A 15,290-nucleotide genomic window follows, 5' to 3' on the forward strand; every position below is an offset into this window, starting at 1 on the left:
ACGGGGCGCGCCGCTCATCCGAGCGAACCGCCACGCGTCAGGGCATGCGGCTGCCGCGCACGAGTCCGTCGAGCGGCACGGTCTCGGCCGACGCGGGGTCGTCACCCGGATCGCCGTCGGGTGCGTCGACGGGGCGGGACGCACGGCTCGGCGTGGGCGCCGCGCGGGCGGGCGATGGCGCCGCAGGGCGCTCGGCCACCGGGTCGAGGGCGTGCCGGGCGCGCGACCGTGCCGCGAACGCGCCCGCCACGGCGCCGACCGTCACGCTCGCGGCGGCCGCCGCCGCGACCAGGAGCGCGTCGGGTCCGACGTCGGAGAGTCGACCCGGGCCGACCGACCCTGCGGAGCACGCCGCGAGACCACCGAGCACCGCGCCCGCGATGCCGCCGGCCGCGAGCCCGACCGAGAGCGTGACCCACCAGGGCTCGTCGCGCCGGTCGGGCGCCGAGCGGGCGACGAGGACGGCGCCGCCGAACCCCAGCAGCACGGGCAGCGCGAGCCAGAGCACGCCGAGCGGCGCACCCTCGGCGGGCAGCGCACCGAGCAGGGGCAGCCCGGGCACGGGGCCGATGAGGGTCACGCTCGGCGACACGGTCGTACCGGCGCCGAGCGCGAATCCCGGTCCGAGCACCCACGCCGCAGCCCACACGATCGCATTCGGGAGCAGGGCGAGCTCGGCGAGCGTGATCACGACGCCGCCGTCGACCCCGGCGGCGAGGGCCTGGGAGAGTCCGACGATGGTCGGATGCTCGATCGCGATGCGCACCGCCAGGAGCACGGCCGCGACCGCGATCACGCCCATCGCCGATCCGAGGCCGATGCGGATGGCGGAGCGCAGGCCCGCGCGGGCCGCGAACGGCACGGCGTCGACGCCCCGGCGCACGGCGCTCGTCGTGACATCCGTCGCCCAGCCGCCGCGCGTGAAGGCGATCGCGATGCCCGCGACGACGCCGACGCCGATGACGAGCGCGGGCAGCACCGCCGCCTGCCAGAGCACGGGCCGTGCGACCGCCGAAGTGCCGACCACGGCGATCGCCCAACCGAGCAGCCCGGCCACGAGCATCGCCGACACGGCGCCGACGACGGGAGTGCCGCTCGCCGACGCGCGGCGGCCGATCCGCAGGCCGAACGCGAAGGTGAGCAAGGAGAACCCGAGGAGCGCGATCGTGACGGTGAACGGGGCGCCCGCCCCGTCGACGCCGAGCCCGGCTGCGGTCAGCTCGTCGAGCTGGATCTCGAGGTCGACGCCGTGGCCGAGGAGCCACGCGTCGGCGGCCGCGCGGAAGAAGGCGTCGAGCGGCGCCGCGAGACCGAAGCGCGTGGCCCACAGGAGCATGAGCGGCACGAGCGCGATGCCGTAGCCCACGAGCACGCACACGGCGGTCTCGAGCGCGGCGAGCAGGGCGATCGTCGTGCGTCTCATCGCACTCGACCTTACGCCCCGGACGGGGGTCAGCCGGCAGGACGTGCGGTGTCGGTGCGATGCAGGGCCTCGTCGATCTCAGCCGGGGTCGCACCGCCCGCCGCGGCCGTCGCCGGCGCCGCGGACGCGGCCGCAACGTCGGGTCCGAGGTCGGGTTCGACGTCCGGGCCGACCGCCTCGGCAGCCTCGGGCGGCACCGCCGCGCCCGGGCGGCGGAGCAGCTCGACGACGAGCACCGCGAGCAGCGCGAGGACGACGGTCCAGGCCACGGTCGACACCTGCAGCGGCCGCGATGCGAGCAGGACGAGCGCGGCGATCACGGCGATCGCGGCGTAGACGGCCACCCGGTACCGGTGCAGGCCCTCGCCGAACCGACCGGTCGTGATGCCGTGCCCCTCGGCCGCACGGCGCACCGCGCCGAACCCGGAGTCGGCCAGCCCGCGCACCGTGCGGGCCGGGCGCCAGGGGCCGGAGAGCCAGGCGATGAGCGCCACCGAGATCGAGAGCACGATGAACGCGGCGATCGTCGAGACCATGAGCTCGGTCAGCCCACCGTAGATCGACTCGGCCGTCGCCGCCGGCATGATCGACGGACTCACGCTGCCGACGAAGAACAGCTTCCCTGTGCCGAACCCGGCGAGCGTGAGGATCATCGTGAGCGCGAGGCCGCCCGCCGTCCAGACGAGCGCCGCGCTGCGGCGCTTCGCGACGAGCACGCCCGCGGCCAACAGCAGGAGCACGATGAAGGGCAGCCACGTGCCCACCGCCACCGCGAGGGTGTAGACGGTCTGGACGAGCGTCAGCGAGTCGGCCTTGGCGATCACGACGCTGCGCTCGATCACCGGGATGGCGGAGGCGAAGCCGATGCCCTGGTCCTCGAGCCGCTGCTTGACCTCCTCGATGATCGGCCCGAGCTGGAGGCTGAGCGTGCCGTTCGAGCCGATTGCGAGCATCGCGTCGGGGTCGCCCTGCAAGGCGGCGGTGAACTGCTTGTGGCTCGCGCGGAGCGCGGCCGTCCAGATGTCGGCGAACGCGTCGGAGGTCACGATCCGGTCCACGACCCCCGCGACGAGCGTCTGCAGGCCCTGGGCCGCCGGCGCCTCGAGGAGGCCGAGCGCGTCCTCGGCCCGCGGCGGGAGGTCGAGGCTGCGGATGCCGTCGAACACGTCCTTCGTGAGCCCGGGGATGTCGACCTTCTCCTCGATCGCGGCGGTGACCTGGTCGGAGATGAACGCCTGCACGTCGGAGTCCTCGGCGAGCGGCGCGAACGTCGCGACGAACCGGTCGGTGTCGACGAGCTGCAGCCGCGCCCACGCGCTGATGAGCGCGACCGGAGCGAGCAGCAGGCCGACCAGCACGAGGGCGACGGCCGCGACCGTGCGCCCGCGGTGGCGCTTGGGCCGTACGGCCACGGAGGTCGCGGTGCCGGCGGCCGCGGCATCCGTCGTCTTGGCCTCGCGCAGGATCGCGTTCTCGGCCTCGAGCGCGGCGATGCGGGCGCGCAGGTCGAGCTCGGAATCGGTCTGGTCGGTCATGCCGCTCTCCCCCGTCGTGGACGCCGTTGCTGCCGACGTTAGCGAAGCGGGGCCGTGCGGCGGGGACGATGGTCCCACGGGGATCAGTGCACGAAGGCCTTGAGCAGGATCATCGCCACGCCGAAGCCGGCCGTGGCGAGGGAGCCGAGCACCTGCATGACGACACTCGCGCCGCGCCGGCGGAAGGCGATGAACCCGAGGACGGCGAGCACGGCCACGCAGACCCACAGCGCGCTCCAGAGGGCGACGGAGTCGGGAACGGCGCGGGTGGCGCCGAGCAGGAGGATGAACGACGGGATCAGCGCGGCGATGAGCATCCCGAGCGAACGGCGCATGGCCCGACGGAACGCCTCGCCGAGGCCGACCATTCGATGGTCGTCCATGCCGTGGGCGGCCACGGTGCCGGCGTAGAGGTGCGCAGCCCAGAACACCAGCACCGTCGTCGTCACCGTCCAGAACGTGGACCACGAGCTGTCGCCGTGGGCACCGGCGACGACGATCATGCCCGAGACGAGGATGACGCCGTAGACCGATTCCTCGGTGACGAAGCTCGACCGGATGACGTGCCCGGGCCCGCGCCGCGTGTCGGGCTCCGCCTCCGATGGGCCGGACCGTCGCTCCTCCCACGCAGCATGCTCGGTCATGGTCCCATGCTGCCACGCGCGTCGGCGACGTGCCCCGTTCGGGGACGTGAGGGTCGCTCATGTCTCGGAGTAACGTGCCGATCGGCGTGAGAACCACTACGGCGCGATGCACGCCCGGAGACGACCTACCCACCGTCACCGGACGCGCCGACGACGGGAACCCGATCCCGCCACGTCGCCCGCAGCGGAACGTCCGGCCCACCCGGACCGGACGAAACCTGCAACCCGGGAGGCGAAGATGCCCCTGACGACAACCCGAACGCCTGAACTCTCCACACGGAGGCGACGGCGTGGGCTCGCTGCAGTGGCAGCGAGCTGTCTGGCACTGGCAACGGTGATGGTCACGAGCCCGGCGGTCGCGGCCGACGGCCCGTTCAACATCAACGGCGTCGTCCCCGACACCAACGCCGGCATCGCCGAGATCACGGATCCGTACGGGAACGTGAAGGAGCTCGGACCGCTCAACTCGAACACCACGAAGATCGGCGTCATCCACAACGACGCCCTGCCGACCTTGGATCTGACCAATCCGAACGCCCAGGTCGACCTGCGCCGAGCCTGGCTGGGCGTCGAGCAGGACACGTCCACCCAGCACTTCTGGCTGTACTTCGCCTGGGAACGTGACAAGAACACCGGCAGCGGCTTCATCGCCTACGAGTTCATGCAGAACCCGGCGCCCGACGGATGCGACTACGACAACGCCACCGATGCGGAGCTGATCGCCGACTGCAACCCGTGGGCCAACCGCACGGACGGCGACTTCATGATCCTCTGGGACCAGCAGGGCGGCAGTAAGGACCTGTACCTCCGAACCTGGAGCGGCACCGCGCCGAACCTGACCCTCAGCGCCCCGACGCTGCTCAACGCGACCGTGTCGCAGGCCGCGTACAGCAGCGACGGGTTCCGTGGTGAAGCCGCGGTCGACCTCACGGCGACCATCTTCGGCGGCACCAACGGATGCCTCTCGTTCGCCAACACCATCCCGAGCACGGTCACCGGCAACTCCGACACCGCGGACTACAAGGACACGATCCTGGCGCAGACGCCGCCGATCAGCAACTGCGGCAGCGTGACCATCCGCAAGGAGACGGTCCCGGATGAGGATCCGAACACGACGCTCTTCGGCTTCGACCGGACCTTCACGGACGAGGACGACGCCAACCCGCCGGACCTCACGTTCGACCTGACCGATGACGACTCCGCGACCTGGTCCGGCGTACCGTTCGGCACCGGCTACGTCGTCGACGAGAGCACCGTCCCGGCAGGCTGGGCACTCGACAGCATCGACTGCTCCGACAGCACCGGCTACGACCCCGGCGACATCGTCACCGACGTCAGCGCCGGCACCGTGACGTTCGACCTCGCAGCAGGCCAATCGGTCGACTGCACGTACACCAACGAGACCGGTGGCACCGTCATCATCCGCAAGGCGACCGATCCGAGCCCCGACCCGAGCGAATCCTCGTTCGGCTTCTCGACCGTGCTCGACCGGCTCAACGGTCCCGATGACCCTGCACCTTCGCTGAAGGACGGCGAGAACGCGACGTACGACGACGTGCTGCTCGGTACGGGTTACACCATCACCGAGGACACGCTGCCGACAGGCTGGGCTCTCGAGGACATCAACTGCGATGCGAGCACGAACGTCGACCCTGACATCGACCTTGCGACGGGAACGGTGACGTTCGACATCGATGATGCGGACGACATCCTCGACTGCACGTACGGCAACCAGACCGGTGGCCAGGTGATCGTCCGCAAGGTGACGCAGCCGAGCCCGGACGGCACCGATACGTCGTTCGACTACTCGACCTCGCTGTCGACCCTCGGCGGTGACGTCGATCCGACCTTCTCGCTGAAGGACGGCGAGAGCCAGTCGTACGACAACGTGCTGTTCGGCTCCGGCCTCACAGTCACCGAGGGCACGCTGCCCACGGGCTGGGAGCTGGTCGACGTCGACTGCTCGGCGAGCTCCGGCGTGACGCCGTCGGTCAACGGCGCCGTCGTGACCTTCACGATCGACGACGCTGACGACCTGGTGGACTGCACGTACACCAACCGGGCGTCGGGCGGCATCGTGATCGAGAAGATCACCGACAGTGGCACGGGCTCGTTCGACTTCACGTCGAACACGCTTTCGCCGTCGCCGTTCACGCTGACGACGACCGCGGCCGGTGCTGCAGGCAAGGACTCGACGACCTTCTCGGACCTCGACCCGGGCACGTACGACGTGACCGAGACGGTCCCGGACTACTGGAACCTGGTCAGCGCGACGTGCGACGACGGTTCGACGGTGGACGCGATCGGGCTCAGCCCGGGCGAGATCGTGACGTGCACGTTCCATGACGACCGCGAGGTCGGCGCGATCGAGATCACGAAGCTGCGCAAGCACGCCGCCGACGGCCTGGGTGAGAGCCACCCGCACGCCGGGGTCGACTTCGTGATCACGGGCGGCGAGCTGCCCGCCGAGGGCGTCACCGTCACGACCGACGAGACCGGCGTGGCCTGCGCCACCGGCCTGCTCGTGAGCGGCCTGGCAGGGCTGTACACGATCACGGAGGTCGTTCCCGACGGCTACGCCGAAATCGGCACGCAGACCGCGAACGTCACCGAGGCAGCCGACTGCGCCAGCGCCAATGCCGGTGCGGTCAAGGAGTTCGTGAACACACCACTCACGAAGATCGTGGTGAGCGTGGACTCGCTGGTTCCGGGCGGGACGTTCTCGAGCATCGAGTGCTACCCGACGGCTGACGGACCGGATGCCGAAGAGGACGTGTCGCTGGCCGACGCGCTCGACGACTCGACCGTGACACTCAACGACCTCGAGCCCGGGGCATTCACGTGCGACTTCGTGGTCGATCCGTGATCGAAGGGAGCTAGATCCTTCTTCACCCACACGATGGTCCCGCCGGCTCCGGTCGGCGGGACCATCGTCACCCGGCGGCGATCGCCGGTGTCCTCATGTCCCCACCTCTGGGGACATGAGGATTCCTCATGCTGGTTCCGGCGGGCGCTGCACGGGAGTAACCTCTGGACCGGCGTGAGTAGCCACTACGGCGCGATGCACGCTCGGAGACGTCCTTACCTACCGTCACCGGACGCGCCGACGACGAGGAACCCGATCCCGCCACGTCGCCCCGCAGCGGAACGTCCGGCCCGCCCGGACCGGACGAAACCTGCAACCCGGGAGGCGAAGATGCCCCTGACAACCCGAACCCGAACGCCGGAGAGGCCCAGACGGACGCCGCGGCGTGCGGTCGCTGCTGTGGCGGCGAGCTGTTTCGCTATCGCAATGGTCATGGTGGCGGGCCCAGCGGTCGCCGCCGACGGCCCGTGGGAGATCGACGGCACCGTACCCGACACGGGCACCACCGAAATCACCGATCTGTACGGGAACGTGAAGGAGCTCGGACCGCTCAACTCGAACACCACGAAGATCGGCGTCATCCACAACGACGCCCTCCCCACGCTTGGGGAGACGAACCCGAACGCCCAAGTGGATCTCCGTCGGGCGTGGCTGGATGTCGCGCAGGATACGTCTACCCAGCACTTCTGGCTGTACTTCGCCTGGGAACGTGACAAGAACACCGGCAGCGGCTTCATCGCCTACGAGTTCATGCAGAACCCGGCGCCCGACGGATGCGACTACGACAACGCGACCAACGCCGAACTGATCGCCGACTGCAACCCGTGGGCCAACCGCACGGACGGCGACTTCATGATCCTCTGGGACCAGCAGGGCGGCAGTCTGGACCTGTACCTGCGGGTCTGGGACGACAGCTCGGGCAACTTGGTGCTCGGAGCGCCGGAGCAACTCGTCGCCGCCGAGTCGGCCGCCGCGTACAGCAGCGACGGGTTCCGTGGTGAAGCCGCGGTCGACCTCACGGCGACCATCTTCGGCGGCACCAACGCATGCCTCTCGTTCGCCAACACCATCCCGAGCACGGTCACCGGCAACTCCGACACCGCGGACTACAAGGACACGATCCTGGCGCAGACGCCGCCGATCAGCAACTGCGGCAGCGTGACCATCCGCAAGGAGACGGTCCCGGATGAGGATCCGAACACGACGCTCTTCGGCTTCGACCGGACCTTCACGGACGAGGACGACGCCAACCCGCCGGACCTCACGTTCGACCTGACCGATGACGACTCCGCGACCTGGTCCGGCGTGCCGTTCGGCACCGGCTACGTCGTCGACGAGAGCACCGTCCCGGCAGGCTGGGCACTCGACAGCATCGACTGCTCCGACAGCACCGGCTACGACCCCGGCGACATCGTCACCGACGTCAGCGCCGGCACCGTGACGTTCGACCTCGCAGCAGGCCAATCGGTCGACTGCACGTACACCAACGTGCCGCAGACCGGTTCCCTGCTCATCGTGAAGGAACGCAAGCACGCGGCTGACGGAACCGGCGACCACCCGCAGGAGGGTGTCGACTTCACGGTGACGGGCGGGAACATCCCCGCAGACACCCCGTTGACGGGGACGACGGATGCCAACGGCGAGCTCTGCCTCGACGGGCTGGTCATCTCCTCCCTCGTGGGTGACTACACCGTGACGGAGACGGTGCCTGAGGGTTACGTGAGCACAGACAGCGAACAGGACGTCAGTATCGTGGTCGGCCCCGCCTGTGCCGACGAGGAGGACCCGGTTACGGTGAACTTCTTCAACACGCCACTGACCGACGTCACGGTTTCCGTGAATTCGCAGGTCGATGGGGGCACCTTCTCGAGCATCTCGTGTGACGTGGACGGCTCCGACGAGGTGTCGCTCGCCGACGAGCTGGACGACCCGAGTGTGACGATCACCGACCTGCAGCCGCGGACCGTGATCTGCACCATCGTGATCGACCCGTGATCCCAGGAGGAGGACGCACATCCTGAAACCGAAGGGCCCCGCCCGGCATCGCCGGACGGGGCCCTTCCCTGCGGTCCCGCCGCTTACGCGCCGAGCGACTCGTACACCTCGCGCAGCAGGCGCGCCGTCTCGGAGGGAGTCTTGCCGACCTTGACGCCCGCGGCCTCGAGGGCCTCCTTCTTCGCCTGCGCGGTGCCGGCCGAGCCCGACACGATGGCGCCGGCGTGGCCCATGGTCTTGCCCTCGGGCGCGGTGAAGCCCGCGACGTAGCCGACGACCGGCTTGGTCACGTTGGCCTTGATGAAGTCGGCCGCGCGCTCCTCGGCGTCGCCGCCGATCTCGCCGATCATGACGATCGCCTTGGTCTCGGGGTCGGCCTCGAACGCGGCGAGCGCGTCGATGTGCGTGGTGCCGATGATCGGGTCGCCGCCGATGCCGATGGCCGTCGAGAAGCCGAGGTCGCGCAGCTCGTACATCATCTGGTACGTCAGCGTGCCCGACTTCGAGACGAGGCCGATCGGGCCCTTGCCGGTGATGTTCGCCGGGGTGATGCCGACGAGCGACTCGCCGGGGCTGATGATGCCGGGGCAGTTCGGCCCGATGATGCGGGTCTTGCCGCCCTGCTCCTTGGCGTAGGCCCAGAACTCGGCCGAGTCCTGCACGGGCACGCCCTCGGTGATGATGACGAGGAGCGGGATCTCGGCGTCGATGGCCTCGATCACGGCGTCCTTGGTGAAGGCCGGCGGCACGAACGCGATCGACACGTCGGCGCCGGTCTGCTCGATGGCCTCCTGCACCGTCGCGAAGACCGGCAGCTCGACGTCGGAGCCGTCCTGGGCCTTGTGCAGCACGGTGGTGCCGGCCTTGCGCGCGTTCACGCCGCCGACGACCTGGGTGCCCGCCGCGAGCATGCGCGCGGTGTGCTTGGAGCCCTCGCCGCCGGTGATGCCCTGGACGATGACCTTGGAGTCCTTGTTCAGAAAGATGGTCACGGTTCGCTGTCCTTTGCTTACGCGGCGTTCGCCAGCTCGGCGGCCTTGTCGGCGCCCTGGTCCATGTTCTCGGCGAGGGTGACGAGCGGGTGCGCCGCCTCCTCGAGGATGCGGCGGCCCTCCGCCACGTTGTTGCCGTCGAGACGAACGACGAGCGGCTTGTTCGCGGACGAGCCGAGCTCGGCGAGCGCGCCGACGATGCCCTTCGCGACCTGGTCGCACGCGGTGATGCCGCCGAAGACGTTCACGAACACGGCCTTCACCTGCGGGTCGCCGAGGATGATCGAGAGGCCGTTGGCCATGACCTCGGCCGACGCGCCGCCGCCGATGTCGAGGAAGTTGGCGGGCTTCACGCCGCCGTGGTTCTCGCCCGCGTAGGCGACCACGTCGAGCGTCGACATGACCAGGCCCGCGCCGTTGCCGATGATGCCGACCTCGCCGTCGAGCTTGACGTAGTTGAGGTCGAGCTCCTTGGCCTTGGCCTCGAGCGGGTCGGTCGCGGCCTTGTCCTCGAGCAGCGCGTGGCCGGCGTGGCGGAACTCGGCGTTCTCGTCGAGCGTGACCTTGCCGTCGAGCGCGATGATCTCGCCGTCCTCCGACATGATGAGCGGGTTGACCTCGACGAGCGTCGCGTCCTCGCTCGTGTAGACGTCGTAGAGCTTGACGAAGACGTCGGCGACCTTGTCGACGAGCTCGGCCGGGAAGTTGGCGGCCTGGGCGATCTCGCGGGCCTTCGCGGGCGTGATGCCGGTGCCCGGGTCGACCTCGACGCGGGCGAGCGCCTCGGGCTTCTCGACGGCGAGCTGCTCGATCTCCATGCCGCCCTCGACGCTGGTCAGCGACAGGTACGAGCGGTTGGCACGGTCGAGGAGCACCGAGAAGTAGAACTCCTGCGCGATCTTCGCGCCCGCGGCGACCATGACGCGCTTGACGACGTGGCCCTTGATGTCCAGGCCCAGGATGTCGCGAGCCGCGGCCTCGGCCTCGTCGGGGGTCTTCGCGACCTTGACGCCGCCGGCCTTGCCGCGGCCGCCCGTCTTGACCTGGGCCTTCACCACGACGACGCCGCCGAGCTGCTCGGCCGCGGCGCGCACGGCCTCGGGGGTGTCGGCGACGATGCCCGGGAGCACCGGCACTCCGTACTTCTCGAAGAGGTCTCTGGCCTGGTACTCGTAAAGATCCACGCTCTGCTTCCAATCGTTCCGCGCGGGTCGCGCGCAGGGATGGGTGGGGAGAGGCCCGGCTTCGAGAGTCTCGACGTCAAGATACCTCGATATCGAGATAAGTCGAGCCGCGACCATGGTACCCCTCCGGCGAGGCGCGCCCGAACCGAGCGGGCGCGCCCGGAGGCCGCGGAGGCAAGCCTCACCATGCTGGCGAGGTCGCACCGCGAGTGCGAGACTGCCCGCATGACGGACGCCACGGCCGAACCGGTCCACCGCACCGACCCGCACGACGGCAAGGTGCACGAGAAGCTCAACTGGCTGCGCGCGGGCGTGCTCGGCGCGAACGACGGCATCGTGTCGGTCGCGGCCCTCGTGGTCGGCGTCGCCGCCGCGACGACGGATGTCGGCGCCATCCTGGTGGCCGGCGTCGCCTCGGTCGCGGCCGGCGCGATCTCGATGGGCCTCGGCGAGTACGTGTCGGTGTCGAGCCAGCGCGACACCGAGCATGCGCTGATCGCCAAGGAGACCCGCGAGCTCGAGACGATGCCCCAGCAGGAGCTCGCCGAGCTCGCGGCGATCTACCGCGGCAAGGGCCTCTCGGAGGAGACGGCCGAGCGCGTCGCCGAGGAGCTGACCGCGCACGATGCGCTCGCCGCGCACCTCGAGGCCGAGCTGCACATCTCGCAGGCCGACGTCGTGAACCCGTGGCACGCCGCGTGGGCCTCGGCGGCGTCGTTCCTGGTCGGCGCGATCCTGCCGATGCTCGCGATCCTGCTGCCGCCGCCGGAGTGGCGCATCGTCACGACCTTCGTCGCGGTGATCGTGGCGCTCGCGATCACCGGCTGGCTGTCGGCGTGGATCGGCGGCGCCCCACGGCTTCGCGCGATCGTCCGAGTCGTCGTCGGCGGCGCACTGGCCCTCGCGGTCACCTGGGTCATCGGCGCGCTGCTCGGCGGGGCGATCTAGCGGCGGCGCGTGGCCGAGGCGCGCGTCGGCATCTCGGGCTGGCTCTACCGGGGCTGGCGCGGCGCGTTCTACCCGAACGGCCTCCGGCAGGCCGACGAGCTCGCGTACGCCTCCGCGCGCATGACCTCGATCGAGGTCAACGGCTCGTTCTACTCGCTGCAGCGACCGGCCAACTGGCACCGCTGGCGCGACGGCACACCCGACGGGTTCGTCTTCGCGGTCAAGGGGCCGCGCTTCGTCACGCACATCAAGCGCCTCCGCGACGTCGAGGCGCCGCTCGCGAACTTCTTCGCGTCGGGCGTGCTCGACCTCGACGCGAAGCTCGGGCCCGTGCTGTGGCAGCTGCCGCCCACGCTCGCGTTCGACGTCGGGCTGCTCGACGCGTTCCTGGCGCGGCTGCCGCGATCCAGGGCGGATGCCGCGGCGCTCGCGGCACGGCACGACGAGCGGATGGAGGGACGCGCGTCCTACTCCGCCGGCGCCGATCCGGACGCGCCGATCCGGCACGCGTTCGAGGTGCGGCATCCGTCGTTCGAGGAGGTCGCCGACGACTGGGCGGCCCTGCTCGCGCGCCATGGCGCGGCCTCCGTCACGGCCGACACCGCGGGGCGCTACCCTCGCATCGACCGCACGACGGCCGACTTCGCCTACGCGAGGCTGCACGGCGAGGAGGAGCTCTACGCCTCGGGCTACGACGACGCGTCGCTCGACCGCTGGGCGGCGTGGACGCGTGCGCATCTCGAGGCGGGCCGCGACGCGTACCTCTACTTCGACAACGACATCAAGGTCCGGGCGCCCTACGACGCCATGGGACTGATCGGGCGGTTGCCGCTGCCGCCCGGGCTGCCGGCCCCGGCGGCCGAGGCGGGTTGAGCGCGCGGCCAGCCCGGCGTCGCGAGCAGCTGCCCGTCGCGGAGGACGGCGAGCACGTCGACGTCGTGGCGCTCGGCGAGGTCGTCGAGCGCGGCCGGTCCGCCCGCGACGACGGCGGTCGCGAGCACGTCCGCGGTCACCAGGTCGGCGGCCGCGACGCTGACCTGCAGGAACGGGCTCGGCCCGAGCCCCGGCATCGTCCAGATGTGATCGCCGCGCTCGGCGCTGCCCGAGGTGGCGACCGCGCGCCGACGCGCGCCGTCGAGGTCGATGCGGGCGAGCAGCCGCCCGCGATCCACGGGGTCGACGATACCGACCGGCCAGGCGGGCTGCGTCGAACCCGGAGCGAGTGCGGCGGCCACGAGCACGTCGCCCCCGGCGTCGATCGCCCAGCGCACGAAGCCGGCGCGGTCGAGCGCCGTGCCCGCCTCCTCGACCGCGAGCGCCTTGACCACGCCGTTCAGGTCGATCATGCCGTCGCCGCGGTGCGGCGTGAACGCGCCGTCGGTCGCGTCGCGCCAGTGCAGCGCGAGGGCGTACGCCTCGCGCACGTCCTCGCTCGCGTCCGGCAGGGCGAGCTCGCGGCGTCCGACGCGGCTGAGCTCGGACTCGGGGTCGAACAGGCTGCAGCGCGCTTCCCACCGCGCGAACACCGTCGCGACCGCTGCCACCGCGGCGTCCGCCTGCGGCCCCGTCACACCGGGCCGGACGCTGACGACCGTGCCCATGGCCCGGAACACGCCGGGCGGGAGGGGCGCCGCGCCCGCCTCCACAGCGCCGGCCTCCACGGCGCCGGCCCGCGCCATCCGCTGCATCAGAATCCCGCCTGGTCGAGCGCCGCCTGGAGCGACTGCAGGTACGCCGCGCTCGTGTAGGTCGCGCCGCTGATCATCGAGATCGAGGCCGACTGCGCCTGCAGCACCTCCTCGCGCAGCATCGGGGCGGCGCGGTTGCTGATCGAGACCGAGCGGCCGTCGTGGTCGGTCAGCTGCAACGGGGTGACGTCGGTGATCGCCCCGCCCGAGATCGTGACCTGCACCTGCACGTCGCCGAAGCGCGTCGAGACCGTCGAGCCGGTGTAGGTGCCGTCCGTCGCGCCGCTCGATGAGGTCGACCCGGTGGACGACGCGGCCCCCGACGTCGCGGAGGACTGCGTCGAGCCGGTGCCCGACGTTCCGTTGGAGGACGCGCCCGTCATGCCGGTCGTCGCACCGCTCGAGCTCGTGGCGCCCGCCGCGGTCGTGGCGGGCACCGTCGTGGTCGTCTCGGCGTTGCCGAGTTGCCACCCGCCGAGGATGGCGGCGGCCGAGGCCGCCGAGGCCAGGATCATCGCACGTCGTCTCACCAGTCGAACCTCTCGTGATGGATCTGCTCGGAAGCCAGTCCCGCGGCGCGGGCCTGCTCGATCACGCCCTCGGACCAGCCGCGCGGGCCGCACACGTACAGGTCGCTGTCGGCCACGGCCGGCACGAGAGTCGCGAGGTCGAGGCCCTGCCGTTCCGCGGCATCCGTCAGCCAGCCCCGGCCTCGCCCGCCGGGCACCGTGATGAGCGTCGCCCCGCGCGTGCGGCACAGGGCCTGCACCTCGTCGAGGAGCCAGCCGTCGGCCGGGGCCGGGGTGCGCAGCACCACCGTCGCCTCGCCGGGCCGGAACGTGGCCGACTCGAGCAGCGAGCGGATCGGCGTGACGCCGATGCCCGCGGCCACGAGCGTCAGGCGCCGTCGCGTGCGCGACGCCTCGCTGAAGATGCCGTACGGGCCCTCCATGGCGACGCGGGTCCCCGGCAGCACGCCGGCCAGGTCGGTCGACCCGTCGCCGAGCGCGCGCACCGTGATGCGGAGCCGGTCGCCGCGCGGGGCGGCCGAGAGCGAGTACGGGTGCGCCTGCCACCACTGCCCCGGGGCGAGGAAGCGCCAGATGAAGAACTGCCCGCCCGTCGCGCGGAGCCGCTCGAGGCCACGCCCCCGCATCGTGACCGAGACGACGCCGTCGGCGGGGTCGCCGACCTGCGTGACCGACTCGACCACGAGTCCGTGGCGGAGGGTCGCCGCGATCGGCGCGACGAGCCGGAACGCGACCACCGCGGCGAGCGTCGCGACGGTCGCCGTCATCCAGTAGACGCGCTGCCAGGTGCCCTCGGCGAACAGGCCGCCGACGCTGAACTGGTGCGGCAGGGCCGCGAGCACGGCGGCGTAGGACAGCAGGTGGACCAGGTGCCACGCCTCGTAGCGGAGCTTGCGCCGCACCGCGACGAGCGAGGTCACCACGACCGCGAGGAACAGCGCGAACCCGAGGATCGCGAGCGGCAGGTCGGGCAGCGACCAGATCGCGACGGCCTCGGCGACGAGGTCGACGCCGTCGGCGATCGCGTAGCCCGCGAGCAGCAGCACGCCGTGCGCGATGAGCAGGTAGAGCACGGGCTTGCCGATCCGCCCGTGCAGGGCCATGGCGGCGTCGTGGCCGACCGCGCGCTCGATGAGCGGCACTCGGGCCGCGAGCAGCAGCATCACGAGCACGAGGTCGGTCGCGGCGAGCCCGGCGATGATGCCGAGCGAGGTCAGGGCCGAGCCGGGGTCGCCGAACCGCGTCGCCCCGCCCTCGGCGAGGAACAGTCCGACGGCGACCGCGACGGACGCCACGGCGAGCGCCTGCAGCAGGTCGACGCGCCACAGGCGGCGGCCCGCGCTCGGGCGCTGCGATCCGCCGAAGGGCCGCATCGGCCGTTCGAGGTGCCGGGCGTCGTGAACCAGGAATGCCATGACGCCATGGTGCGCGCCGGGTCTATCGCCTCCCGATGGGGTGGCTGTGCGCGGGCTGGGAACCGCGGGC

General features: G+C 71.3%; 12 protein-coding genes. 4 read left to right on the plus strand and 8 right to left on the minus strand.

What is annotated here, in order from left to right; all coding sequences use genetic code 11:
- Positions 1–37 precede the first annotated feature (37 nt).
- From JOD46_RS15515 to JOD46_RS15525, 3 genes are all read right to left on the minus strand, one after another.
- Entirely contained in the window at positions 38–1,423 is a 1,386-nt protein-coding gene (locus JOD46_RS15515) for a cell division protein PerM (RefSeq protein WP_204395395.1), read from the minus strand.
- 29 nt (positions 1,424–1,452) lie between these two features.
- The gene (locus tag JOD46_RS15520; protein WP_204395396.1) at positions 1,453–2,958 is read right to left on the minus strand and encodes a hypothetical protein; all 1,506 of its coding nucleotides are present in this window, start codon (positions 2,956–2,958) and stop codon (positions 1,453–1,455) included.
- Between the two features lie 83 nt (positions 2,959–3,041).
- On the minus strand, positions 3,042–3,602 hold the full coding sequence (locus JOD46_RS15525) for a hypothetical protein (RefSeq protein ID WP_239562812.1): 561 nt from the start codon (positions 3,600–3,602) through the stop codon (positions 3,042–3,044).
- Positions 3,603–3,939: 337 nt separating this feature from the next.
- Between JOD46_RS15525 and JOD46_RS18685 the strand changes: the two genes are divergently transcribed.
- Together JOD46_RS18685 and JOD46_RS15535 are read left to right on the plus strand one after the other, a co-directional pair.
- On the plus strand, positions 3,940–6,468 hold the full coding sequence (locus tag JOD46_RS18685; RefSeq protein WP_239562814.1) for a prealbumin-like fold domain-containing protein: 2,529 nt from the start codon (positions 3,940–3,942) through the stop codon (positions 6,466–6,468).
- Positions 6,469–6,894: 426 nt separating this feature from the next.
- Entirely contained in the window at positions 6,895–8,463 is a 1,569-nt protein-coding gene (locus JOD46_RS15535) for a prealbumin-like fold domain-containing protein (RefSeq protein WP_204395397.1), read from the plus strand.
- An 83-nt stretch (positions 8,464–8,546) separates the two neighbouring features.
- On the opposite strand, the gene sucD is transcribed toward JOD46_RS15535, so the two are convergent.
- Both sucD and sucC read right to left on the minus strand, forming a co-directional pair.
- On the minus strand, positions 8,547–9,455 hold the full coding sequence (sucD, locus tag JOD46_RS15540; RefSeq protein WP_204395398.1) for a succinate--CoA ligase subunit alpha: 909 nt from the start codon (positions 9,453–9,455) through the stop codon (positions 8,547–8,549).
- A 17-nt stretch (positions 9,456–9,472) separates the two neighbouring features.
- On the minus strand, positions 9,473–10,639 hold the full coding sequence (gene sucC / locus JOD46_RS15545) for an ADP-forming succinate--CoA ligase subunit beta (protein WP_204395399.1): 1,167 nt from the start codon (positions 10,637–10,639) through the stop codon (positions 9,473–9,475).
- A 225-nt stretch (positions 10,640–10,864) separates the two neighbouring features.
- On the opposite strand from sucC, the gene JOD46_RS15550 reads away from it, so the two are divergent.
- On the plus strand, positions 10,865–11,587 hold the full coding sequence (locus JOD46_RS15550; RefSeq protein WP_204395400.1) for a VIT1/CCC1 transporter family protein: 723 nt from the start codon (positions 10,865–10,867) through the stop codon (positions 11,585–11,587).
- A gap of 9 nt (positions 11,588–11,596) precedes the next feature.
- A complete protein-coding gene (locus tag JOD46_RS15555; protein ID WP_204395401.1) occupies positions 11,597–12,460 on the plus strand; it encodes a DUF72 domain-containing protein in 864 nt (287 codons plus the stop codon).
- On the opposite strand, the gene JOD46_RS15560 is transcribed toward JOD46_RS15555, so the two are convergent.
- The 3 genes from JOD46_RS15560 to JOD46_RS15570 are packed head-to-tail and all read right to left on the minus strand — an operon-like array spanning position 12,385 to position 15,220.
- Positions 12,385–13,266 (minus strand): FAD:protein FMN transferase, encoded by an 882-nt coding sequence (locus JOD46_RS15560; RefSeq protein WP_239562816.1) that lies wholly within the window; start codon positions 13,264–13,266, stop codon positions 12,385–12,387. The two genes, JOD46_RS15555 and JOD46_RS15560, sit on opposite strands and share 76 nt — an antisense overlap.
- 8 nt (positions 13,267–13,274) lie before the next feature.
- A complete protein-coding gene (locus tag JOD46_RS15565; protein WP_204395402.1) occupies positions 13,275–13,805 on the minus strand; it encodes an FMN-binding protein in 531 nt (176 codons plus the stop codon).
- Positions 13,802–15,220, minus strand: a complete 1,419-nt coding sequence (locus JOD46_RS15570) for a ferredoxin reductase family protein (protein WP_239562818.1) — start codon at positions 15,218–15,220, stop codon at positions 13,802–13,804. Before JOD46_RS15570 ends, JOD46_RS15565 begins: the two co-directional genes overlap by 4 nt.
- Positions 15,221–15,290: the final 70 nt, after the last annotated feature.

The sequence above is a fragment of the Agromyces aurantiacus genome, from assembly GCF_016907355.1.
Taxonomy (GTDB): domain Bacteria; phylum Actinomycetota; class Actinomycetes; order Actinomycetales; family Microbacteriaceae; genus Agromyces; species Agromyces aurantiacus.

Excerpts from the sequence above, each read along its gene's own strand:
- JOD46_RS15570 (WP_239562818.1), bottom strand. The coding sequence starts at position 15,220 with ATGGCATTCCTGGTTCACGACGCCCGGCACCTCGAACGGCCGATGCGG.
- JOD46_RS15515 (WP_204395395.1), bottom strand. The coding sequence starts at position 1,423 with ATGAGACGCACGACGATCGCCCTGCTCGCCGCGCTCGAGACCGCCGTG.
- JOD46_RS15550 (WP_204395400.1), top strand. The coding sequence starts at position 10,865 with ATGACGGACGCCACGGCCGAACCGGTCCACCGCACCGACCCGCACGAC.
- JOD46_RS18685 (WP_239562814.1), top strand. The coding sequence starts at position 3,940 with ATGGTCACGAGCCCGGCGGTCGCGGCCGACGGCCCGTTCAACATCAAC.
- JOD46_RS15520 (WP_204395396.1), bottom strand. The coding sequence starts at position 2,958 with ATGACCGACCAGACCGATTCCGAGCTCGACCTGCGCGCCCGCATCGCC.
- JOD46_RS15525 (WP_239562812.1), bottom strand. The coding sequence starts at position 3,602 with ATGACCGAGCATGCTGCGTGGGAGGAGCGACGGTCCGGCCCATCGGAG.
- JOD46_RS15560 (WP_239562816.1), bottom strand. The coding sequence starts at position 13,266 with ATGGCGCGGGCCGGCGCCGTGGAGGCCGGCGCTGTGGAGGCGGGCGCG.
- JOD46_RS15535 (WP_204395397.1), top strand. The coding sequence starts at position 6,895 with ATGGTCATGGTGGCGGGCCCAGCGGTCGCCGCCGACGGCCCGTGGGAG.